Annotated in this window: 27 protein-coding genes and 1 pseudogene; 10 read left to right on the top strand and 18 right to left on the bottom strand. The window is 37.2% G+C overall.

Features of this window, described 5'->3' with window-relative positions; all coding sequences use genetic code 11:
- Window positions 1–108: 108 nt before the first annotated feature.
- Complete coding sequence (locus ACMZ42_RS17810) at window positions 109–327, bottom strand: YozE family protein (RefSeq protein WP_415732242.1); 219 nt, start codon at window positions 325–327, stop codon at window positions 109–111.
- Between the two features lie 257 nt (window positions 328–584).
- Between ACMZ42_RS17810 and ACMZ42_RS17805 the strand changes: the two genes are divergently transcribed.
- The 6 genes and pseudogenes from ACMZ42_RS17805 (at window position 585) to ACMZ42_RS17780 (ending at window position 3,739) form a co-directional block, all read left to right on the top strand.
- Window positions 585–2,423 (top strand): methyl-accepting chemotaxis protein, encoded by a 1,839-nt coding sequence (locus ACMZ42_RS17805; protein WP_415732241.1) that lies wholly within the window; start codon window positions 585–587, stop codon window positions 2,421–2,423.
- Window positions 2,424–2,567: 144 nt separating this feature from the next.
- The gene (locus ACMZ42_RS17800) at window positions 2,568–2,786 is read left to right on the top strand and encodes a hypothetical protein (protein ID WP_415732240.1); all 219 of its coding nucleotides are present in this window, start codon (window positions 2,568–2,570) and stop codon (window positions 2,784–2,786) included.
- Window positions 2,768–2,905, top strand: a pseudogene (locus ACMZ42_RS17795) (formylglycine-generating enzyme family protein); the annotation flags it as partial. The gene ACMZ42_RS17800 and the pseudogene ACMZ42_RS17795, both read left to right, overlap by 19 nt.
- A 364-nt stretch (window positions 2,906–3,269) precedes the next feature.
- Entirely contained in the window at window positions 3,270–3,416 is a 147-nt protein-coding gene (locus ACMZ42_RS17790) for a hypothetical protein (RefSeq protein ID WP_415732239.1), read from the top strand.
- Window positions 3,394–3,540: a hypothetical protein gene (locus tag ACMZ42_RS17785; protein ID WP_415732238.1), complete on the top strand. Its 147-nt coding sequence runs from the start codon at window positions 3,394–3,396 to the stop codon at window positions 3,538–3,540. The genes ACMZ42_RS17790 and ACMZ42_RS17785 overlap by 23 nt, the downstream gene beginning before the upstream one ends.
- Window positions 3,518–3,739 carry a hypothetical protein gene (locus tag ACMZ42_RS17780; RefSeq protein WP_415732237.1) on the top strand — a complete coding sequence of 74 codons (222 nt, stop codon included), beginning with the start codon at window positions 3,518–3,520 and terminating at the stop codon, window positions 3,737–3,739. The genes ACMZ42_RS17785 and ACMZ42_RS17780 overlap by 23 nt, the downstream gene beginning before the upstream one ends.
- Before the next feature lie 27 nt (window positions 3,740–3,766).
- On the opposite strand, the gene msrB is transcribed toward ACMZ42_RS17780, so the two are convergent.
- From msrB to ACMZ42_RS17755, 5 genes are all read right to left on the bottom strand, one after another.
- Window positions 3,767–4,195: a peptide-methionine (R)-S-oxide reductase MsrB gene (gene msrB / locus ACMZ42_RS17775; RefSeq protein ID WP_370078843.1), complete on the bottom strand. Its 429-nt coding sequence runs from the start codon at window positions 4,193–4,195 to the stop codon at window positions 3,767–3,769.
- Complete coding sequence (gene msrA / locus ACMZ42_RS17770) at window positions 4,188–4,721, bottom strand: peptide-methionine (S)-S-oxide reductase MsrA (protein WP_415732236.1); 534 nt, start codon at window positions 4,719–4,721, stop codon at window positions 4,188–4,190. Before msrA ends, msrB begins: the two co-directional genes overlap by 8 nt.
- A 12-nt stretch (window positions 4,722–4,733) precedes the next feature.
- Window positions 4,734–5,309, bottom strand: a complete 576-nt coding sequence (locus ACMZ42_RS17765) for a YpmS family protein (RefSeq protein ID WP_370078847.1) — start codon at window positions 5,307–5,309, stop codon at window positions 4,734–4,736.
- A 4-nt stretch (window positions 5,310–5,313) separates the two neighbouring features.
- Window positions 5,314–6,264 (bottom strand): GDSL-type esterase/lipase family protein, encoded by a 951-nt coding sequence (locus ACMZ42_RS17760; protein WP_415732235.1) that lies wholly within the window; start codon window positions 6,262–6,264, stop codon window positions 5,314–5,316.
- 161 nt (window positions 6,265–6,425) lie between these two features.
- A complete protein-coding gene (locus tag ACMZ42_RS17755) occupies window positions 6,426–7,268 on the bottom strand; it encodes a DegV family protein (RefSeq protein ID WP_370078851.1) in 843 nt (280 codons plus the stop codon).
- Window positions 7,269–7,542: 274 nt separating this feature from the next.
- Here ACMZ42_RS17755 and trhA point away from each other — a divergent pair, with 274 nt between their 5' ends.
- The gene (trhA, locus tag ACMZ42_RS17750) at window positions 7,543–8,178 is read left to right on the top strand and encodes a PAQR family membrane homeostasis protein TrhA (protein ID WP_370078853.1); all 636 of its coding nucleotides are present in this window, start codon (window positions 7,543–7,545) and stop codon (window positions 8,176–8,178) included.
- Between the two features lie 43 nt (window positions 8,179–8,221).
- On the opposite strand, the gene ACMZ42_RS17745 is transcribed toward trhA, so the two are convergent.
- From ACMZ42_RS17745 to ACMZ42_RS17735, 3 genes are all read right to left on the bottom strand, one after another.
- Complete coding sequence (locus ACMZ42_RS17745) at window positions 8,222–8,716, bottom strand: HIT family protein (protein WP_415732234.1); 495 nt, start codon at window positions 8,714–8,716, stop codon at window positions 8,222–8,224.
- Between the two features lie 49 nt (window positions 8,717–8,765).
- Window positions 8,766–9,599 (bottom strand): alpha/beta fold hydrolase, encoded by an 834-nt coding sequence (locus tag ACMZ42_RS17740; RefSeq protein ID WP_415732233.1) that lies wholly within the window; start codon window positions 9,597–9,599, stop codon window positions 8,766–8,768.
- Window positions 9,600–9,768: 169 nt separating this feature from the next.
- Entirely contained in the window at window positions 9,769–10,248 is a 480-nt protein-coding gene (locus ACMZ42_RS17735; RefSeq protein WP_415732232.1) for a dihydrofolate reductase, read from the bottom strand.
- Window positions 10,249–10,425: 177 nt separating this feature from the next.
- On the opposite strand from ACMZ42_RS17735, the gene ACMZ42_RS17730 reads away from it, so the two are divergent.
- The 3 genes from ACMZ42_RS17730 (at window position 10,426) to ACMZ42_RS17720 (ending at window position 13,510) form a co-directional block, all read left to right on the top strand.
- Window positions 10,426–11,343 (top strand): alpha/beta hydrolase, encoded by a 918-nt coding sequence (locus ACMZ42_RS17730; protein ID WP_415732231.1) that lies wholly within the window; start codon window positions 10,426–10,428, stop codon window positions 11,341–11,343.
- A 63-nt stretch (window positions 11,344–11,406) separates the two neighbouring features.
- Window positions 11,407–12,603: a class I SAM-dependent rRNA methyltransferase gene (locus ACMZ42_RS17725; RefSeq protein WP_415732230.1), complete on the top strand. Its 1,197-nt coding sequence runs from the start codon at window positions 11,407–11,409 to the stop codon at window positions 12,601–12,603.
- Between the two features lie 364 nt (window positions 12,604–12,967).
- On the top strand, window positions 12,968–13,510 hold the full coding sequence (locus ACMZ42_RS17720) for a GNAT family N-acetyltransferase (RefSeq protein ID WP_415732229.1): 543 nt from the start codon (window positions 12,968–12,970) through the stop codon (window positions 13,508–13,510).
- 148 nt (window positions 13,511–13,658) lie between these two features.
- On the opposite strand, the gene ACMZ42_RS17715 is transcribed toward ACMZ42_RS17720, so the two are convergent.
- The 9 genes from ACMZ42_RS17715 to ACMZ42_RS17675 all read right to left on the bottom strand — a co-directional run bounded on the left by ACMZ42_RS17715 (window position 13,659) and on the right by ACMZ42_RS17675 (window position 22,480).
- A complete protein-coding gene (locus tag ACMZ42_RS17715) occupies window positions 13,659–14,111 on the bottom strand; it encodes a DUF3888 domain-containing protein (RefSeq protein WP_415732228.1) in 453 nt (150 codons plus the stop codon).
- Window positions 14,112–14,278: 167 nt separating this feature from the next.
- Window positions 14,279–15,067: a hypothetical protein gene (locus ACMZ42_RS17710; RefSeq protein ID WP_415732227.1), complete on the bottom strand. Its 789-nt coding sequence runs from the start codon at window positions 15,065–15,067 to the stop codon at window positions 14,279–14,281.
- Between the two features lie 284 nt (window positions 15,068–15,351).
- Complete coding sequence (locus tag ACMZ42_RS17705) at window positions 15,352–17,340, bottom strand: S9 family peptidase (RefSeq protein WP_415732226.1); 1,989 nt, start codon at window positions 17,338–17,340, stop codon at window positions 15,352–15,354.
- Between the two features lie 181 nt (window positions 17,341–17,521).
- Window positions 17,522–18,409 carry a ribokinase gene (gene rbsK, locus ACMZ42_RS17700; RefSeq protein WP_415732225.1) on the bottom strand — a complete coding sequence of 296 codons (888 nt, stop codon included), beginning with the start codon at window positions 18,407–18,409 and terminating at the stop codon, window positions 17,522–17,524.
- A gap of 18 nt (window positions 18,410–18,427) precedes the next feature.
- Entirely contained in the window at window positions 18,428–19,237 is an 810-nt protein-coding gene (locus tag ACMZ42_RS17695; RefSeq protein WP_415732224.1) for an energy-coupling factor ABC transporter ATP-binding protein, read from the bottom strand.
- Window positions 19,230–20,096, bottom strand: a complete 867-nt coding sequence (locus tag ACMZ42_RS17690) for an energy-coupling factor ABC transporter ATP-binding protein (protein WP_415732223.1) — start codon at window positions 20,094–20,096, stop codon at window positions 19,230–19,232. Before ACMZ42_RS17690 ends, ACMZ42_RS17695 begins: the two co-directional genes overlap by 8 nt.
- Complete coding sequence (locus ACMZ42_RS17685) at window positions 20,093–20,836, bottom strand: energy-coupling factor transporter transmembrane component T family protein (protein ID WP_370078879.1); 744 nt, start codon at window positions 20,834–20,836, stop codon at window positions 20,093–20,095. Before ACMZ42_RS17685 ends, ACMZ42_RS17690 begins: the two co-directional genes overlap by 4 nt.
- A 59-nt stretch (window positions 20,837–20,895) precedes the next feature.
- Entirely contained in the window at window positions 20,896–21,495 is a 600-nt protein-coding gene (locus ACMZ42_RS17680) for an ECF transporter S component (RefSeq protein WP_415732222.1), read from the bottom strand.
- 22 nt (window positions 21,496–21,517) lie between these two features.
- Window positions 21,518–22,480 carry a nucleoside hydrolase gene (locus tag ACMZ42_RS17675; RefSeq protein ID WP_415732221.1) on the bottom strand — a complete coding sequence of 321 codons (963 nt, stop codon included), beginning with the start codon at window positions 22,478–22,480 and terminating at the stop codon, window positions 21,518–21,520.
- Window positions 22,481–22,517 lie beyond the last annotated feature (37 nt).

The raw sequence follows: 22,517 nt of genomic DNA, 5'->3' as shown, positions 1-22,517 counted from the left end.
AATCCCTCTTTTCTGTCAGTTATCACTATAAATAATACTGTGTTTCTCGTATTTTCGCAACGCTAGACGTCTAGCAACTTAAATTAAATTATATTATTTTAACTTATATCATGCATGATCTACGTATAATGCCCACAACTCATCAAATACTTCTGTTTTTAAGTTGTCCGTGGCGTAGGATTCAATGTACGAAGAAAGTTCATCAAATTCTGAGCTCTGCTTCGGAAAATTATGCTCATGGAACACTTCCTCTGCAAATCGCACCTTCGGATCTGACCAATCCCCACCTCTAAATGTCAGTACATATAAATAAAAGCTCTTTTTCATACTAGAAATCCCCTCTTTACTCTTCTGCTTTCCGCTAGTTTATCAAAAAATACCTTCTTCGTCACAAAAATATCTATTAAGCATTTTCTCCTATTCACACTAACAGTACTATTCTCTCAAAATATTGGACTTTCATCACAGAAAAATAATATGGTTTTTTATCTGAAAAATGAAAATTTTTAGAAAAAAGGATAGAAATACCTAGTAAAATAAGGTAAAATTTAAACCAAATATTCAAAAATAGGAAGGTGATGGCGATGAAAAACTCTCATAAATCCAGAATTTCCGTACAGAAACGCCCGTCTCTCTTTAAAACTAGCTTTTTAAAAAAGAAAGTAAGTAATTTGGAAGAAGATAGTCGTAATCTCCCTCCTACTAAAGAAAAACGACAACGTTTTTACCATTTAATACGAGGAAAAGTCCTTATTATTTTTTCTCTCCTTATTGTTATAAATGGCACAATGGGTTTATTATCGTATTTTAATATTCAGAATCTGCAAAGACAAATGAAGGACTTTACTGAGAAGAACGTCCAGGAACAATTAACTGTCAACCAACTTGCTTATGAAATTTCGAGGCTCACCAACTTAGAACAAGCCTATTTAATTACCGGGGACGGGAATTTTGCTACATCTTATAAAATGAAAATTGATACGATCGATAAAAAAATGAAAGCCTTAGAGGAGCAGTTTACAGCAAGAGAGTTAGAGTTAAGTCATATACAGGCGATCGATCAATATTATGAAAATTACCTTGAATATTCTAAAAAGGTCATGACAATGCGTGATGAACTTGGTCTCGAACAAGCTCGTAAACTTATGATGGGCGGTACTGGAGAAACGATGAAGAATTATATTGATAAAAATATCGAATCCATTAATGCGGTTATGGATGATGCTAATAAAGCAAAATTAGATAAGCTTAATAAGCAAGTTACACTATCTATTACTTCTTTCTTCTTCATTTCAATACTTGGATTTATTGCAATTATTATTTTTGGTTATATGTTATTTAAATCATTAAGAAACAATACACAGGCCATTAACCATTCCATTCTCGATATTGCACAGGCTGGTGGCGATTTAACAAGGCGTGTTAAAGTTCGTAATCATGACGAATTCTCAACTATTGCTGCTTCAACCAATACTCTTATTGAATCGATATCTAATTTGATTAAACGTGTCAGTAATCTGGCGGACCATGTTTCAAGCAGTAGCCAAGAGCTAATGTCTTTAGCCGATGAAAATGCCCGCACTATACAGAATATTGCTGATGCTACAGCTGATATCGCAAGTGATAGTGAGAATACCATTTTTAGTATGACTAGTGCACAACAAAAAATGAGTGATCTTGAGCATTCTGTGCACCATTTAAATGAGCAAGCAAATGCTGTTCAGCGTGCATCCTTAGCTATGCAGCAAGCCGCTGATGAAGGTAGTCGCTCCGTTCAACAATCTTCATTAGTCATGCAAGCTATAGAAGAAACGATGGCCACAACGACTACCACAGTCGAAGCACTCGGTCGAAAATCCGCCGACATAACATCAATTATCGGGACGATTACTGCTATTTCTGAGCAAACGAATTTACTCGCCTTAAATGCAGCGATTGAGGCAGCTCGCGCCGGTGAGCACGGACGAGGCTTTGCGGTAGTCGCTGATGAAGTTCGAAAGCTAGCCGTGCAATCACAAAATGCCGCAAAAGAAGTAACATCCATTGTAACGTCCATTCAAGACGAAGTAACATCCATCATCTCTCAAAACCACGAGGGTGTATCTTCCGTTATTCGCGGCGTTGAAGTAACGAATGAAACAAATCAATCTTTAGCCAATATTTTGACGCACACTCAAGAAACGACGACAATTATCGCGACTATGGTAGAGAAAATTGCCTTAACACTTGATTATAGCAATGCTGTAGCGAATGATTTTGTCCATGTGAATGCCTATGCAGAACAATCAGCTGCCAACACAGTCACTTCTGCCGCTGCAGCCACTCAAGGATCTGCTTCCATGCAGGAAATCAATGCCTCTGCCACAGAGCTTGCTCAACAAGCAGATAGTCTGCGTAATCTTGTTAGTGAATTTAAAGTTTAAAATATCTCAGAATCGCTATTATTATAGTTTTAAAAAATCGTTTGAAAGATGTTCATTTTTAATGAAGCAGATACATGATCTAGCGCCGAATATTAATGGAGATCGTAGTGTCTAAAAACAGTAGGTTAAAATTTGGAGAGGACAATGTTAACGAATTTAAATCATTACTTAAAAGAATTAATGGTGTATATTCCTGAAGGAGAAATTCGCCTACGAGATTTTCGAAACGAACAAAAATGGATTAGTTCAAACTATAAATTTGGAATGCCGGGGAAAAGGAAAAATTTAAAGGAAGTTAATTGGGACGTTGAGATACAGCCATTAACATATACGTTGAAGAGACATTTGGCCATTACAGAATAATCCGAGGCGGTAGTTGGGCTGAAGAAGAACGTGGTTGTGGAGCTACCTGTCGCCGTAAGAGTATGCCTGATTTCTTTTTTGATGATATCGGATTTAGAATTGCTCGTTCCATCATTTAATAGCTCTAAACAATTATGACGTTCTATCCGGCGATTCGACGGGCTCTCCGTCGCTTTGTCGGTTCTAACGGCGATTCGATGGCTTTTTCCGTCACTTCGAAGGGGCTTTCCGTCACTTGATTGGTCTTCCGTCGTTTCGATGGCTCTTTCCGTCGCTTGATTGCTCTTCCGTCGTTCCGATGACTCTTTCCGTCGCTTGATTGCTCTTCCGTCGTTCCGATGACTCTTTCCGTCGCTTCGACGTTTCTTTCCGTCACTTCGATGGCTATTTCCGTCGCTTGATTGTTCTTCCGTCGTTCCGATGACTCTTTCCGTCGCTTCGACGTTTTTTTCCGTCGTTTCGATGGCTCTTTCCGTCGCTTGATTGCTCTTCCGTCGTTCCGATGACTATTTCCGTCGCTTCGACGTTTCTTTCCGTCGTTTCGATGGCTCTTTCCGTCGCTTCGACGTTTCTTTCCGTCGTTTCGATGGCTATTTCCGTCGCTTGATTGTTCTTCCGTCGTTCCGATGACTCTTTCCGTCGCTTCGACGTTTCTTTCCGTCGTTCCGATGACTCCTTCCGTCGCTTCGACGTTTCTTTCCGTCACTTCGATGGCTATTTCCGTCGCTTGATTGTTCTTCCGTCGTTCCGATGACTCCTTCCGTCGTTTCGACGTTTCTTTCCGTCACTTCGATGGCTCTTTCCGTCGTCTCGAAGGCTCTTTCCGTCGCTTGATTGTTCTTCCGTCGTTTCGATGGCTCTTTCCGTCTCTTCGACGTTTCTTTCTGTCTCTTCGATGGTTCTTTCCGTCGCTACCGATTCAAAAACATTTTAAAACCATAAAAAACTCCTAGCACGATCTATCCTGCTAGGAGTTGCTGTTATTTAAATAATGAAAGATACTCTGCGTAGCCTTCTTTTTCTAAATCTTCTTTTGGTACAAAGCGGAGTGCTGCGGAGTTAATACAATAGCGTAAGCCTCCAAGTTCACTTGGTCCATCTGGGAAGACATGTCCTAAGTGGGAATCAGCTTCTTTGCTACGAACCTCTACGCGACGCATCCCATGAGATGTATCGAAATGCTCTGCTACTTCTTCCTTTTCAATTGGCTTTGCAAATGCTGGCCAACCACAGCCTGAATCGAATTTATCTAATGAGCTAAATAACGGCTTCCCTGAAACGATATCTACATAAATACCCTCTTCAAAGTGCTTATCAAATTCATTGCGGAACGGTGGCTCTGTTCCATTTTCCTGTGTCACATAATATTGCATGTCCGTTAACTCTTTTAAACGTTGTTCTTTATTCATTTTTCAGCCCCCAGTTTGTCTCCTGAAATGCTTTACGACCAGACCCGACAGCATAGCGCTCGTAGTGCATTGGATTTTTCTTATAATAATATTGATGATAGTCTTCAGCTGGATAAAACGAACTTGCCGGTAAAATTTTCACTGCAATTGGCTTATCGAATTTACCAGATGCCTGTAAATCTGCCTTAGCACGTTCAGCTAAATCACGCTGCTCATCATTGTGGTAAAAAATCGCCGTTGTATAGGACTCCCCACGATCATAAAATTGTCCTCCAGCATCTGTTGGATCAATTAGTGTCCAAAATGTCGCGAGTAATTGCTCGTAAGAATATAACTCATCGTCAAACGTTATTTGAACCGCTTCAACATGCCCTGTCGTTTCAGAGCATACTTGTTCATATGTTGGATTGACAACATGTCCACCCGTATAGCCGGAAATTACCGATTCAATGCCAGGTGTTTCGTCAAAGGGCTTGACCATACACCAAAAACAACCACCTGCAAACGTTGCAAATTGCTTTGCCATTTATCTCACTCCTTATTCACCAGGTACAATAATTTCCAGTAGAATCTTATCCTTTGGTAAGTCTAATTCCTTTGCTTTAATACGAGATCCAGAAGCAATGTTAATGCGCGATAAATCAATATAGATTTCTGCCTTATTAGGATCGATTGAAATCCAAGAAGGGAATTCCACCGTGTCTCGCATCATTTTCATCGTTGTCTCAGGTGGAATATTTAACAGCCCCACATTCATTCCTGTCTGTTTTAAAATGATATTCCCTTTCTCATCCACTATCGGATCAAAGTTCATTGAAATAGGAATTTCAGTGTAGAACACCTTTAATGTACTTTTTAATTGAATATCATCACCAATCGTAAAGTCCAACGGTAATGGTGACCCCGCATCTTTTAAATACTTCTTCGATATAGATTCTAATTCCTTCGTTGTTGTTTGGACAACGAGTACATTTCCTTTTACTTCACTTTCACCTTTTGAACTCTCTGCTAAATTTACTCCGTCTACTGGTCTAGTTGCTAAAAAAACGACGAGGAGGATTGCAAAAAGCACTGTGCCCGCTAAAGCAAAAAATGCGAATTTCCATTTATTCATTTCGTCACTCCTCGAAGCCTATTTCCTTGTTAATCTTTTGTTCCATGTTACATTTCTCCATTGCTTTTTTAATTCGCTCTGTCATTTTGTCATAGCCTTTTGCATTTGGGTGGAAGAAATCCGTATGATACACGAGCTCTTTATTTGAATCAAACAAGTCCTCCACTGATATATAGCACGCATTAGTATCTTTCTTTGCTATGTCTTCAATGACTTTATTCCACTCTGTAATAATCGTATCAAATTCATTCGCTTCATTTGTGACGATTGAGAATGGATTATAAGAACCGATAAGTAATAAAGGCACAGTTGGATTTTTTTCTCGTATGCCTTCAACAATTTTACTATAACGTTTCTTATATGCCTTCAATTCCTTATCAAAAGCATCTCGTTTCAAATTAAACAGATCTTGCCTGACAATCTTCATGACATCATTTCCACCCATTGTAATTGAAATGAGCTGTGCTTTTTGCAACTCTTCATCATAATGCCCTTTTTCCACTAATTTTAATAGCTGATCACTACGTCTTCCTCTTTTTCCTCGATTATCGACTTCAACATCAGAAATCGAAGGCCAAGCTACCAATGAATCTGCTAATCTTCCAACAAAACCGTCTTTATTATACTCATCACCAACACCGGCCGTTAAAGAATCGCCGAGTGCTAGGTACTGTAGTTGCTTTGCGCTTTTATCATCAATTTTCCGTAAATCCTCTGGTGATGGTTCAAAAAAATGTTCAAAAATTTGCGTCAATACATTCTTTGAGGTTTTTTCCTCATTTTCTGTTTGTTGCTCATCCTGTTTCATATCTTGCTCCGTCCCTGCGTGCTCCCCTTCTGGTTCTGCTTGCGGATTCGGTTCATCTATTGATATTGCACAACCACTTAGTACTAAGACGGTCAAACATGACAAAACTATCATTCGCCAAATGCTCATTTGACCACCTTCCATCATTTGCTTACTTCTATTATAGAATAGTTCATGCTGCAATGAAAAGTGACTATACCTAGGTATTGAGTAAAAATGTGTGTTTACAACGGTTTTTCGTATAAATGGCATGACACTTTTCAACAATAAAAAGCCACTACAATTATTTATGTAGTAGCCCTCTTAAATTATTCTGCAAAATAAATAAAACCGATGGCACCTGGGCCAGTATGTGTCGAGATGATTGGTGAAGTAAAGTTAATTTCTACTTCATTAAAACCTGTTCCCTCGATTAATTCTTTTAAAGGTCCACCCATTGTTGTCATACCCTCAGCGTGAGAAATCCCAACTGTTTTTACTGTTTTACCAGCAGTGTCAGCTTGGAATTGTTTAAATAAGTAGTTCACAACCTGTTTATGGCTACGTACTTTGGATACGGGATTGTATGCGCCACCTTCTAAGTTAGCAATTACTTTTATGTTCAGCAAAGAACCGATAAAACCAGTTCCTTTCCCAATTCGTCCGCCTTTAATTAAATTTTCAAGTGTATCGACAATAACATATAAATACGTATTTTCGCGCACTTTCTCAAGACGTTTAATAATTTCCTCGACAGTAGCACCTGCATCGCGCATTTTAATAGCCTCTCGAATTTGAATAGCTAGACCTGTGGTAATAAAACGTGAATCGATCACAGTTACATCGGAGTCTGACATTTGCGCTGCCTGACGAGCTGATTCCACAGTTCCGCTCATACTACCTGTCATATGAATGGAAATAATTTGATCTCCGTCTTTACCAAGCTCATCGTATAATTCTTTAAATTTTCCCGGCGCAGGCTGAGAGCTTTTCGGTAAGTTTTTAGCATTTTTCATTAAACTTAAAAAAGGTTGTGGCTCTAAATCAATACCATCTATATAAGTTTTATCATCAATTTGAATCGTTAAAGGCACAATATGTATACCGTGCTGCGCTATTTCTTCTTTTGTTAAATCACAAGTTGAGTCCGTTACTATATGAATTCGTCCCACTTCGACACATCCTTTTACTTCATTAAAATTTATTATATAGACTAATGAATCATTATGTAAACATGACATTTGTCATTAGGTTTCATTCATTTCAGTCCATTTTTAAACCGATACCTTGGATACTATAGCGCTTTGTTGCATCCTTGTCTAACAAAGTCCCTCTAGCACAGAAACATTTATATGACACTTTTGATGTCGAAAACATGACAAATGTAAATACCAGGATGAAAATTATCGGGGTATAGTAAATGTATACACGAAAGGAGTGTTCGAAATGATTGATTCTTTTGACTATAAAACATGGAAGGAAGAATTGTGGAATGCCATTACACATGGCATTGGATTTATCGCAAGTATTCCAGCACTAGTTGTTCTTATTTTAGCAGCTGTACAAACCGGTAGTGCACTCCAAATTACAACGTTTGCTATTTTTGGTGTCTCTGTGATTGTTTTATTTTTAATGTCAACACTGTTACATAGTATGCCAGAAAAATACAAACACTTTTTCGCTATTCTTGACCATTCTTCTATTTATATTTTAATTGCAGGAACGTATACACCTTTCCTTTTAATTTCAATTGGTGGCACGCTAGGTATTACTTTATTATGTATAATTTGGTCACTGGCCATACTAGGCGTTATTTTTAAATGTTTTTTTATTAATCGATTTGAGAAGCTTTCTTTAATTTTTTACATCGCTATGGGCTGGCTAATTATTTTTGCCATCAAGCCTATTTATCTTTTCTTAGGTTTTCATGGTTTTGCTTTACTGTTAGCAGGTGGGCTTTTCTATACGATTGGCGCTATCTTTTACGCCTGGCGTTCACTTCCATACAACCATACGATTTGGCATCTATTTGTGTTAGCTGGTTGTGCCTCGATGTATGCTTGTGTTTATTTTTACTTATAAATACAAAAAATCGCTCTCTTATGCAAAGGAGCGATTTTTTTGTTTATAGGGTCCCAACTTTTAATTGCCTCGTTAATGCCTTTATTGCACGCATCACTTCTAGTTTATTTTCTTCATTATTCATTTTATTTCTCGCATGAAGTAGAACCGGTCTAATCGATTCTACGGAACGTCCAAATTCGTGCATCCATTCATAGCGAGGCACCATCCACATATGAAAATGATGTGTCGTATCTTCATTATAAAAATAATAAACGTACTCTATACCTAATACATCCCTTTGAGCCTTTCTGATTTTTGATAAGAGGTTTATATAATCTATTTTTTCCTCATCGTTTAGCTCATCAAAGCTTTTTATATGGCGCTTGGAAGCTAGGATGATTAGTCCCTTTATCGGATAAGCAACATCTTGATGGGCATGAAAATAGTCTGTTTCAATGACCACACCTCCATCAGGTTTAATGAGCCCACTCGTTATTGCACAGCTCAAACATTCAACTTCTACTGTTTCTCCATTTGATAAGGTTATTTTTCTCATAGATGTTCCCCTTTTGTTTGATTCTAATATTGCGAATTAACAGCCCCCATTATAAGGTTAATTGGACAAATTCTTTAAATTCTTCCTCTTCCTCGATAAACGGGTTATGATTAGATTGTTCAAAAATCGTTAATATTGCATTAGGAATTAAATCGGCAATTTCAATACCGAATTCAATAGGGCATTGTGCGTCATGTCTACCTGCAAACACATAGGTTGGTATATGTATTGATTTCAATTGTTCTCGAATATCAAAGCTTTTTACTTCTACTTTTCTAAAATAATCAAGATTTTTTCCTATTGTGCGACCACTATTTGGACGAGTTATTGCTACTTTTAATTTTTCCTCAGAATGGTATGACATTAAAGCCCATTCATAGCTTAACTTCTGACGCTCTTCTCGAACTGTATCCGGATTATTCAGTAAATCCATTATTTCAATTATGCGATTGAAATGTTTATTTTCAGCGCAATAGATACTATTTGGGTGACTTCCGTATTCTTTGCTTGCTGCTGTACATCCAGCTACTATTTTTGTTAAAGAGTGTGGTGAATCTATTGCATATTGAAGTGCAAGCATTCCACCCGTTGAATGACCTGCAAAAGCCCATTCTTTAAGCTTTAATGCTTCTCGAATCGCCTCTAAATCTTTTACAATTTCTGTGAAGCTTAATTGCTCATCAACCTCTATATCTGCTGAATTCCCAGCACCTCTAACATTGATTAAGTACACTTTGTATTGTTCGGTAAAAGGATTCGCAAATAAATGACCTCGTTCATCAAAGCCCATGTAAAGATGTGTAATAGCTAATGGTTCACCTTCTCCACGTACAAAGTATTCAAATCGTCCTCTGCTTGTTTCGATCAAGTATTGTTTCCACATTGTTAATGACTCCCTTCAAAAAAATTAATAATGTCTGCGCTCATCAGGCATTATGATGGATCTAGCATTTATTAATTCTACAAATATTCCCAAATACCTTTAACAATGTTTTTAATAACGCCAAATAAGCACGGTCATTCATCACCGTGCTTATTAGTTGCTATTTTATTTAGTTCTTACGTTCAAAAATCTCATATTGGAATGTGTAACCCTCTGGTGCTGTTTCTGGCTCCACTGAGGATACTTGTACAAAATCCTGCTCATAATTCGGGAAGTATGTATCCCCATTAAACGAATGATTGATTTTTGTAATGTACAAGCGGTCTGCGATATCCATGGATAAGCGGAAAATTTGCTCGCCGCCAATAATCATAATTTCTTGGACATCCCCAGCAAGGGCGAGGGCATCCTCAAAGCTTGTCACCACTTCAATCCCATCCGCTTGATAGTTTTCATCACGCGTAATTACAATATTACGTCGACCAGGAAGCGGTCTACCGATGGATTCGAATGTTTTACGCCCCATAATCATTGGCTTCCCCATCGTTTTCTCCTTAAAATATTTTAAATCACCAGGCAAATGCCATGGCATGCCATTTTCATAACCAATTACATAATTATTATCATGTGCCACAATTAAAGAAATCATATTGTCACGTACCTCCAAATACTTTCGTCCATTATATTATAAACATAATTTTACTTTACAATCAGATTATTTCTGCTTAGAAAGTAAATTATTTTCTTTTTCGATATTAAATCCTAGTAATTTTATATGAATAGTTTATAATAAGGTGTACAAAAGAAATTTAAAGGATTGATGATGATGACAAAATTAAGAGATGAAGCGATCCGTTATATAAAAGCAAGTGAATCTTCTAAACAATACTATGATTTAACACCACAAGAAGCGAGAGCCGTTCGAATAGTGCCAAAATGGACGTCACCAAATAGCCCTCTGCTTGCGGAAATTGAAAATAGAAAAATAACAGTTCGAGATAGCGCACAAATTAATGTGCGCATTTATAGACCTGTTTTAGACGAAAAACTTCCAGTCATTGTTTATTATCATGGAGGAGGTTGGGTATTTGGAAATTGTGACTCTACGGATGCAGGCTGTCAGCTATTAGCAGCAAAAGCGCAAGCAATCGTTGTATCGGTTGATTATCGTCTAGCACCAGAATATCCATTCCCTACACCGCTCTACGATGCCTATGACAGTTTCATTTGGGTTTACGAAAACATCGAAAGTTTCGGTGGAGATCGAGTAAATCTTACAGTTGCTGGTGATAGCGCAGGCGGAAACTTAGCAACAGTTGTCGCCTACTTAGCTGCAACATTAAATGGACCGGCGATTAAAGCGCAAGCACTTATTTACCCTGTAGTTAATGTAGATTTTACAACAGCTTCTTACAATGCTTACGGCGAACACTTTGGCTTAGACAAACAAGGAATGCAGTGGTTTGCAGGTCATTATACAGATAAAGAAAACTATATGGATCCACTTGTATCCCCACTTCAGATTGACGACTTAAGTGTTTTACCGAAAACGATCATTATAGCTGCAGAGGCGGATGTCCTTTACGATGAAGGTCTTGTATACGCACAAAAGCTTACAGATGCCGGAGTGACTGTTGGACATGTAAACATGCCTGGTTTAATCCATAGCTACTTTAGTAAAATGGATTTTTTTGAACAAGCCACGATTGAAACAGCTGAAAAAATTGCTAATTTCGTGAAATAAGTTTGTCTATCAGCATACATTAGTGCGATAATAGAGCAAAATGTTTTTTTAAAGGATGACAACATGACACAAACTATTGCTTTACAAATTAACAATCCCTTTTCTAATCAATTAAAAAAAGGCTATCCGCTCATTTCAAAAGATGCAGTTGATGCACGCCACCTTCCTAAAGAAGAAGGTGCACTTCTAAGACTAACGGATATTCATAACCGTTTTATTGGCACAGGATACTATGGCTTACAAAACAAAGGTATTGGTTGGGTATTAACAAACGATGCTAACGAAAAAATAGACAAAGCCTTTTTTATGAAAAAATTTAAAAAGGCCATTCAAAATCGAGAAGCCTTTTTCAACAATCCTCACACAACAGCCTTTCGAATCTTTAATGGTGAAGGTGATGGCATCGGCGGTTTAACAATCGACTTTTTCGAATCTTATTATATGGTGAGCTGGTATAGCGCAGGCATTTATTCATTTAAAGAAATGGTATATGAAGCACTTGCAGAGACAGTAGATTACAAAGCCATTTATGAGAAAAAACGTTTCGATACTAAAGGACAGTATATGGAACAGGACGATTTCGTCATGGGAACACCTGGCGAATTTCCGATTATCGTAACGGAAAATAGTATGAAATACGCTGTCAATTTAAACGATGGAGCCATGACAGGTATTTTCCTCGATCAACGAGAAGTAAGACTTGCCATTCGTGAACGTTATGCAGATGGTAAAAATATGCTAAATACGTTCTCCTATACAGGGGCATTTTCTGTTGCAGCGGCACTTGGAGGAGCAGTAAAAACAACAAGTGTAGATGTTGCGAAGCGTAGTTTAGCCAAAACAATTGAGCAATTTAGTGTTAATAGCATCGACTACGAATCACAAGATATTAAAGTAATGGACGTCTTCAACTACTTTAAATATGCTCAGCGCCATAATTTAAAATTTGACCTTGTCGTTTTAGATCCACCTAGCTTTGCACGTACGAAGGAAAGAACGTTCTCAACTGCGAAGGACTATCCTAAATTACTCGTAGATACAATCGCCATTACGGAGAAAAACGGTGTTATTGTTGCTTCCACGAACAATGCTAGCTTTGGGATGAAAAAGTTCAAGAGCTTTATTGACCAAGCATTTAAAACAACTAAAACAGCCTATAAAATTGTTGAAGAATACAACTTACCAAAGGATTTCCGTGCCTCACGTGAATATCCAGAATTTAATTACTTAAAGGTTGTTTTTATTAAAAAACTTAACTAATGAACCTAGACAGAATCACTTCCAAGTGATTCTGTCTTTTTGTTTGGGAGAAATATTTAGATTCCCCCTTTTTATATTGTTAGAATTTTCCGTTTACTATATAATAGATTCATCTCATTCCAAAATTTAGGATGACATTTTTTATTGTTTGCCTTTGCCATGTAAATGAGTTGAATGAAGCGCAGCCGCTCATCTGACGCCCCAGGAAGCTTTTCCCTGTGCGAAAGCGTAGCGGCAGCTACAAATGTTTTCTGTAGCGAAAGCAAAGCGGCAGCTACAAAGCGCCCAGTCGGAACGGAAATCAACCCCACGCTTTGGTGATATGTCACGTAATTTATAAAATATCGATAGAGGAGATGATTGAATGGGATATGTTCATGAAAAATTAATGATTACTACAGAAAGACTCGTTCTTAGATTATTTCAAACATCCGATGCAGAAACGGTTGCAAAGCTTTGCAATAACTATAATATTTATAAAAGTACCATGTACCTACCTTATCCATATAGTTTAAATGATGCATTATCATGGATGGAACATCATTACGATCATTTTATGGAGGATATTTCGTACGAGTTTGCTGTTACAGATAAGGAAACTGGTGAATTATTTGGAGCCATTGCATTATCGAATAATAAACATTTTAATCAAGGTGAAATAGCCTATTGGATTGGCGAGGAATATTGGGGAAAAGGCTATGCAACGGAGGCAGCACAATCGATTGTACAATTTGCTTTTGAAGAAAAGAAACTGCATAAAGTGTTTGCCCGATATTTTTTTACGAACCCTGCTTCAGGGAAAGTAATGGACAAGATTGGCATGAAACAAGAAGGAATTTTAAAGGATCATATCATGAAAGATGGAAAATATGAGGATTTGGTGTATTATGGAATAATTAATGATTAGACCAGTTTCTCAAAAGGTGTTTTCGACCTTGTAGTTCCTTAGTGACAATAAAGTAACTCTTATTGGACTAGCTGCCAAAAAAGCCGAAGATATTGACTAGATTATTTTAAGGTTAAGTATAAAAAAATTCCGAAATTAGGGACCAAATTCAAATTTTAAACTTTACAATCATTAATTTTTTCTTTATGATATTTTGCAAATGCGGTGGAAGTTCAAAAGTTTCCATGTGTTTAAATTCTTTAAGCTTGGCTTCATTTGGAGTTATAGAAAACGTTAGCTGGTCTCTTCCAACTGGGTTATGTGCACCCAAAACTGGAGTGACTTCAAGGGTTACTGAAAACATAAAACTTGTTCCTATTCTTTCCAAATCCAAAATTTTTATTTGATATGGATACACCAAAGGACTCTCTGTAAGATAATCCGAATAGTAATTAGAAACTGCTTCTTGGATTTTGGGTAATAGTAGTGAAAAAAACGAGTCCATTACTATTTCTTCTTTTGACCCTTTAGCTGGCTGATAATAATCTGATTCAGCATAAGTTAATGTTGTTGAAAATAGAAATAACAGTAAAAAACAAGGAACTAGAATAATTTTTCTCATACTTGCACCTCCTTTTTAATGTGTACTTTGTTCGTAAAAGAGTTTTCAAGCTAATGGGGTTATTGTTCAATTAGAGCAATCACTTTTTGTGCTGACAGTGCTGGTTAGTTGAAGAAGAATGATTATATAAAATAACAGCTTTTCAACTTACTTAATAAGGCAAAGGTTCACTCTTTTTTAGATTTTTCACGTTCATTTAATTTTTGTTTTTGTTTTAACCAAAAATCGGGTGGTTGATAACTAATTAAAGAATAATCAAGTTCAGCCCCATTCGTTGCTAACTGAATTAACAAAAACTTCTCCTTATTACTCGGGTGTATATCTGCTGTTTTAATACTTATAACCTCTACTCCTGTTCGTTTAGGTGTTCCAACAACAACAACTTGATTTCCTTTTGTATAAACATCTGTAATATTTGTTTGAAACACAACTATATACAGGTCAAGGTCTGTTTCATTTGCATCAGTTGGAAAAATAATACCTACTTCCTGTTGAAAATTAAATTCAGCAGATAACCCAATGGCATAAAAAGGGAATATACGGTGGAGAGCATAGTGTATTCGAGAAGGAATATAACTCCATCTCCCACCCGCATATGTGCTATGCCATTGTTCTTTAAATAGTGGTCTAATATAGTTCGGTTCGCTTTTTATTACTTTGAACGGAATTTTTGTTCCTTCTTTTTCCACTTCTGAAATGGGGATGACATCGGTAGGAAATTGCACCTCTGTAACTTTTTCAAAAGGGAAAGGTGAGTCAAGAATAGTGGTAGGTTCAGGTGGTTCGAGTCTATCTAAACGTTGTTCCAATTCCTGAATTCGTTTATGTTCACTTTTGTCACTATTCGATTGCGAGAAGGATAACTCCAAAGATTTTGCATTTATGGACTTACTGTAAACAAATAAGCTTGAAATAATCAAAAAACAAATAATATAACCAATCTTTGTTTTTAACATATTCTAATCACCTCACCATATTTTCTGCTTTTACGAGTGAGCTATGCATAAGATTAGTTTTTAAAGTAACTGATGCGTTAATTGCATAAGAATTAAACAACCTTAAAGAACCTTACTACAATAAAATGTAGCAAGGTTCTCCTATTTTTTATTGCAAAATTAAATAACTTTATTATCACTTTACATCTATGTTGATTATTACAAAGCATTTTCTCTCTCTAAATTACTATAAAATAAAAGTGACCTAAGAAGTATTTTCACTTCTTCAGCCACCGATATTTCTCTTATAGATATTCCCCAAACCAATCCCTAATATATTCTAGTCTATTGATTCTTAACGTTGGTTTTCCGCTCCTAGAAAGTTCGTGATTGGATTCTGGGAAGCGAACAAATTTAGTTTCTTTTTTACGATGTTTCAAGGCAATAAATAATTGCTCTGCTTGTTCAATCGGACAGCGATAGTCTTTTTCGCTGTGTAAAATTAACAGTGGCGTCTCCACATTGTCCACATATTTAAGTGGCGAATGGTTCCATAGCTTCTCTATATCGTCTAGTCCCGCTTGGATTTGCCAGTCATTAAAGTAATAGCCGATATCACTTACACCGTAAAAGCTAATCCAGTTAGAAATACAACGTTGCGTAACAGCTGCTTTAAAGCGATTTGTATGTCCGACAATCCAGTTTGTCATGAAGCCCCCATAGCTCCCACCTGTAACACCGAGACGGTTTTTGTCAATGAAATCATAATGCTCCAATGCATAATCAACAGCAGCCATAAGATCATTATAATCATTGCCTCCATAATCACCACGGACTGCATCAACAAATTTTTGACCATATCCATGGCTTCCGCGAGGATTCGTAAAGAGAACCGCATAACCTTGTGCGGCAAGGATTTGGAATTCGTTAAAATATGAGTTGGCATACATAGCGTGTGGTCCACCATGGATTTCAAGAATAAGTGGATATTTCTCCCCTTCTTCATAGCCAATAGGCTTCATCATCCAACCGTTTACTTTCCAGCCATCTGCCCCTTCATATTCAACTGCTTCTGGAACAGATAATTCTCTCGACTTTAAAAAGTCTTCATTAACGTTAGTAAGCTGTTCCTTTTCACCAGTATTTAAATTCACGTAAAATAGATCGCCAGGATTTGTAGTATTGCTGATTGAGACTACCGCTTTATCATTTTTTTGATCAAGTGAAAAACCATATACATATTGATCATCATTAATCGCTGGATATAATTCTCCAGATAGATTGCCAAAATAAATAGCAGTATTTCCGTGATCTGTCACTTGGAAGTAAAAGCTTTTATTATCCTCCAACCATTGTACACGTGGAGCAACGACACCTTGTAGGAAATCACCGACTACAAAATCACCAACTGGCGCGTCAAATTCACTCGTTACACATGTCGTATTGTTATTTTCTAAATCATGAATCCATAATTTTGCTTGTGTCGCATTTTCAAATTCTCGTTCGCTGCCAACATAAGCTACGTAGCGGCTATTTGGAGACCATGAAGTTTGGTAAAACATCCCTGTTCCTTCCGTTAGCTTGCGACCATGTTTTGTCTCTAAATCCAATAAGTAAATATCACTTAAGAATGAAAAATCTAGATCCTCTGATAAGTCTGCTGTGTAAGAAAGATATTTTCCGTTTGGAGACCATGTACCAAGTTGTAAATTATGTTTACCTTCCGTAACTAGCTCTAATTCTCCAGATTCAAGATTGACGATGGCAATTTGAGAAAATTGTTCCATATCAATAAAACCGGCTGAATCTGATTTATATTTCATGTTTTCTATTTCAAGTGGTTTTAGTTCTTTGTCATCTTTCTTATCATTATCAGCTTTATCATAAATGCTTTCATTTTTACCTAACTTTACTGAGAATGCGATGTTCTTTCCGCACGGAGACCATACAGGTGATGTCGCACCATTTTTGCAATTAGTAAGTTGTTTCGCTTCCCCACCTGCTTTTGAAAGCATAAAAATTTGTGGCTTGCCATGTCTCGTTGATACAAATGTGATTTTACTGCCATCAGGAGACCATACAGGTGAATTCGTTTTATCTTCTCCAAATGTCCATTGTTGTGGCTTTTTTTCATGCAAGTTTATGTAAAATAAATTAGATACGTAGTCCTTTTTCTTCTCATCAATATGCGTTTCTACAAACACAACTTCTGTTCCGTCAGGTGATACTTGTGGATCTGCCACTGATTTTAATTGATATAGATCTTCTGGTTGAATCCCTTTTTTCAAAGTCATATTTAAATCCCCTTTGTGTTGAAATTTCATTACCTTAGTACAATATTTCGACACCCTAAGTATTATTCCTCCTTTTAAGAAGAATTTGTTTTTTTTACCTAGCGAAGATTTTACAATAGCAAGAATACATCTAAAAAAACGTAGCTGCTTCGCAATAATTACGAAGAGCTACGGATAGAATTTATTTCAAGACTGATTGTAGGATAAGAGGCTGTGCGCCCATTTGAGTAACGACATATGCTGCAACTTTCGTGGCAAAATCGATCGAACTTCGAAGCGAATCACCCCTGCATAGTCCTACTGCTAAAGCTCCATTAAATGCATCTCCCGCACCAGTTGTATCGATCGTGTCAACGCTCAACGCTTGAACCCAGCCACTTTCTACATGGTTTATATAAAAAGAACCTTTAGATCCAAGTGTAACGATTACTGTTCCGACTCCTTTATCTAGCAATAACTTACATGCAGAGCGAATATCTTCTTCCGTTGTCGTTTCAATACCCGTCAACTGCGCAAGTTCAGTTTCATTCGGTGTTAAAATTGTTATGTTCTTCAATAAAGAATCTGGTAATTTTTGAGATGGTGCTGGATTAAGGATGACGATTTTTCCATGTTGAGATGCGATTTTCACTGCCTTTTCAACTGCATCAAGCGGTATTTCAAGCTGAAGAAGGAGTACCTTACTTGAAGAAATGATAGCAGCTTCCTGTTCAATTTGTTTAGGAGTAACTAAAAAGTTTGCACCAGGAAACAAAACAATCGCATTACCACCGGCATCTGTCACTTGGATCATCGCTTGCCCAGTAGCTCCTTCCTTTTGAACGGAATCAATATAAACGCCTCTATCTTTTAAATTGTTTATCGCTTGTTCCCCGAAATCATCTTTTCCTACTTTCCCAATAAAATGAACATTTGCTCCTAGCTGGCTTGCTGTTACTGCTTGGTTTGCACCTTTTCCACCGAAATGAACACTATGAGACGCACTGTGAAGTGTTTCACCTTTATTTACAATGTAGGGAACACGATAGACAAGATCTATATTAATGCTTCCGACTAATGAAATATCCATGCCAGCTATCATCCTTTCTTAAAATCTCTTTTTCTTTAATACGGATAATAATTGACCTTTTGTCATGATTCCTTTCTCCAAACCCAATATGTTGGCCATTTTAGCAACTGCAGGTGGCTTTAGCATACTTTCTTCTAATATCGCATGATTATAAAAAATATGTTCCGAAACATCATCTGCAATAATCCTACGATTTGCCATTACTACAATTCGAGAGAAATAATTCGTGACAAATTCCATATCGTGTGTAATCGCAATAACAGTCTTTCCCTTTCTCTCCAATTCGTCTAAGAGCACACTTAATAAATCTAATCCAACACGATCCTGTCCAGCTGTCGGCTCATCTAAAATATTCACATCGGAATCCATTGCCAAAACCGAAGCAATTGTAACAAATTTACGTACAGAATATGGGAGATTATAAGGATTTTCTTGCGAAACATTACTAATTCCGCATAATTCCATAGCCCAATCCGTTAGCATTGCTACACGTTCTGGATCAAAGCCCATATTTTTAGGTCCGAACTGTACTTCTAATTCCACATTATTGTGGAAAATTTGATCGTCCGGGTTTTGAAATACATAACCAACCTTTCGAGAAACTTGAGCTGTCGTATAATCTTTTGTATTCCAATCCGCAACATATACCTCACCATCAGTTGGCTTTAAGAGGCCGTTCATCAATTTTACTGCGGTTGTTTTTCCGGCCCCATTTTGTCCAATAATCGCTAGACGTTGACCAGCCGGAACCGTAAGTGTCAAATTTTCTAATGCTTTTGTTCCATCGGGATAAGCGAAACTAACGTTTTTCAGTTGAAGTTCAGTCATAAGCACTCTCCCCTACACTTGCCCAACTTATGCTTTCAGGTAATTCCTCATCGCGAATTGGCACATATTTTAAATGAACTCCGTCTTTTTGTAAATTTAGAGCGACCTCGGTTACATGAGGATATTGAATGTTATATTCCCCATATCGTGGGTCCGCAAAAACTCCTCGAGTCGGACCTTGTAATACTATTTCTCCATTATTGAGGACAATTAGATTGTCCGCATATTCAGCAATTAAGTCCATTTTATGTTCTACTAGGATAATAGTTTTTCCCTGTTCTTTCATGAGACGAATGATATCAAATACATGTTCTGTTCCAATTGGATCTAACTGAGATGTTGGCTCGTCAATGACAAGAATATCGGGATTCATGACGATGATCGAAGCAAGTGCAACACGTTGACGTTGACCACCTGAAAGTCCCATTGGATGTCTTTCTCGTAAATGTTCGATTTTAATAAGCTTTAATATTTCATTTACTCTGTCAATAATTTCATTTTCTTCTACACCTAAATTTTCGAGGCCAAACGCTACTTCGTCAAAGACAGTATCTTTTACACCAGATACTTGGATGAAAGGGTTTTGAAAGACATATCCAATTTTTCCTCCTAATTGTCCTAATTGATATTCTACTATTCTTTTATCATCGACAATAACGTCCCCTTCAAGGTCTCCTTTATAAAAGTGTGGAATGAATCCTCGTATGATATTACATAGGGTCGTTTTACCGGAGCCATTATTGCCAATAATGGCTGTAAATTTCCCCTTTTCAATTGTAAAAGACGCATTTTTTATGTTCCAATCATCACTAACTGGATATCGATATGAGACATTTTTCATTTCAATGATAGAATTCATGTGAGGACCCTCCAGAACACCAAACCTACTAAAATGATCATGTAGACGAATGGCAAAATTCGATCAGCTGTACTTTTTGTTAGCTTATGCAAGCTAGTCTTCTTTGTTGGAGCAGAAAAAGCTCTCGACTCTAAAGTAATTGCTCGTTCTTCAGTACTTGATATAGATGATAATATGAGAGGAGTTAAGGTTGGGATAAATGCTTTCGCTCTCGTTAACAATGATCCTTCCGTTTCTACCCCACGTGTTTTTTGGGCATCCATAATTGTGTTCGCATGGCGTCGCATTTCAGGAATAATTTGCAATGTTGATAAAACTACATAAGCTCCCATTGGAGGGAGGCCTGCATCTTCTAGCGATTTTACGAAGTCACGAACATCTGTCAAACGGAAAAATAATATAAAGGCAGAACCCATCGCCAGAATGCGAGACGTAAGCGTTAATCCATAATCCAAGCCTTCCTCAGTCCACTTAAATATTCCCCATTGTCCCATCACATGATCACCTGGATAGAACAAGAGCTGCATGAAGAAAATGATGATTAGTAAAAATAACAAAGCCTTCATGACAGTACCCAAAAATTCTTTCACAATGCCTGCAGCGGCAGCTATAAGAAGTAAAATTGGGAAAACTAGAAATGAGAATATAAACTCGGGAATAATAAGAACGGCAGCTGATACAAGTAATGCAAAGAAGAATTTAGTCATTGGATGCAACCGCTGAATGAAATTTTTCTGCACGACGAACCCTCCTCAGAAAAAGTAGATCTTTCCGCTCAGGCAGAACGGAAAGAGTTCAATTATCGGCCTTCACGTTTCATATACAGAGTCCCATAATTCATTTTTGATAAATAACGATCAGACATTTTTCTTACAATAAAGTAAACGATTAGAGCCGATACAACTTTGTCCGCAATTTCAAAGATAAAGGATGAAGCGAATACGGCACTCCAAATTTTTTGTCCTGAAGCAAGGAATGTAGCTGTAAGAATAGATCCTGTACCTCCAGTAGCTCCTCCAAAAACTAACACCGTAATTGGAGCAGATACAATAACAGCAATAAAAGTAATCACAATACCGGAAATAATCGTTTTAGGAATATTTTTAAACATTCCTCCTTTAGACAAGTATCCTACCCCTATTCCAATCGCCACAGATGTAATGGCATATGGAAAATACGTAGGATTAAAAATACCATTTATAAGGTTTGTAATTAATCCAGCAAGTAATGCAACCCAAGGACCAGCAACGACCCCGATTAATATGGTTCCAATCGTATCAAGAAAAATAGGGAGCCTTAAAACGTTAGCAATTTGAAAACCGACAATATTCACTGCTACACCAATAGGAATAAGAAGCATAGACATCATATTAAAGTCATCTTTAAAACTACGTTTCATCTTGGTTTCCCACCTTTTTTAATTATTGACTGATTTGACGGCCCATTTTTGCAACCGCTTCCATAAATTGATTAACAAAGGCTTCACGATTGACCGAGTGCAATACTTTTACATTATGAGATTTTCCGGAACGGTGCATATAATCTACAACGGTCGCACCAGCAGTGTGGCGCCCTTCTGTCTCAACCGCTACAAAGCAATCTTCTCCTTCAAAAAGTTCTGGCGTGACAACATATGACACAGCACATAGATCATGCAAACGAAACCCATTTTCGAAATCAGTTTCTTGGAAATCATTATTTTTTGCATTTTGTATATAGAAGCGAAGCATTGCGCCAATTTTTTGTGATAAATCTGTCCCCATACTTTCAATTTGATGTAACTCTTCCATATTGACATACGCTTTATGAGTAACATCAAGTCCGCTCATGATAATAGGAATTCCTGAACGATAAACGATATCGGCTGCATGTGGATCAACATATACATTAAATTCTGCAAAAGGACTCATATTGCCAGCTATAGCTGCACCACCCATATACGAAATATAGCTGATTTTTTCTTTTACTTCTGGATGAGCAAGCAGCAATGCTCCGATATTTGTAAGTGGTCCAGTTGCGATTAAAACAATCGGTTCCTCACTTTCAGTTAAAACATCTATTAAAGCATTTATGGCTGTTCTATCACTTTCGAGTAAATCCGGCTTCGGTAAAATGACTTCTCCTAACCCACTTTCCCCATGAACATCATCAGCAACCTCCAATTCACGGAAGAAAGGATGATCCAACCCCCTTGCGATTTCAATATTTTGTTTCATGTAGCTTGTGAATGCTCTAGCATTGTAGACCGTTTTATCTTGCGTTTGATTTCCTGGTTCCGTTGTAATTAACTTTATATCCAGATCCTCTCGGGAAAAGGCTAATAATAACGCCATAACATCGTCAATTCCTGGGTCACAATCAATAATCACTGGTATTTTTTTCATCAATTTCACTCCTCTAGTTCATCTACATTTCTTGATG

Origin of the sequence: Lysinibacillus sp. NPDC056185 (genome assembly GCF_047737915.1) — a bacterium.
Taxonomy (GTDB): domain Bacteria; phylum Bacillota; class Bacilli; order Bacillales_A; family Planococcaceae; genus Lysinibacillus.
The sequence above is the reverse complement of the archived record's forward strand: the minus strand, read 5'-3'. Positions and strand labels throughout refer to the sequence as shown.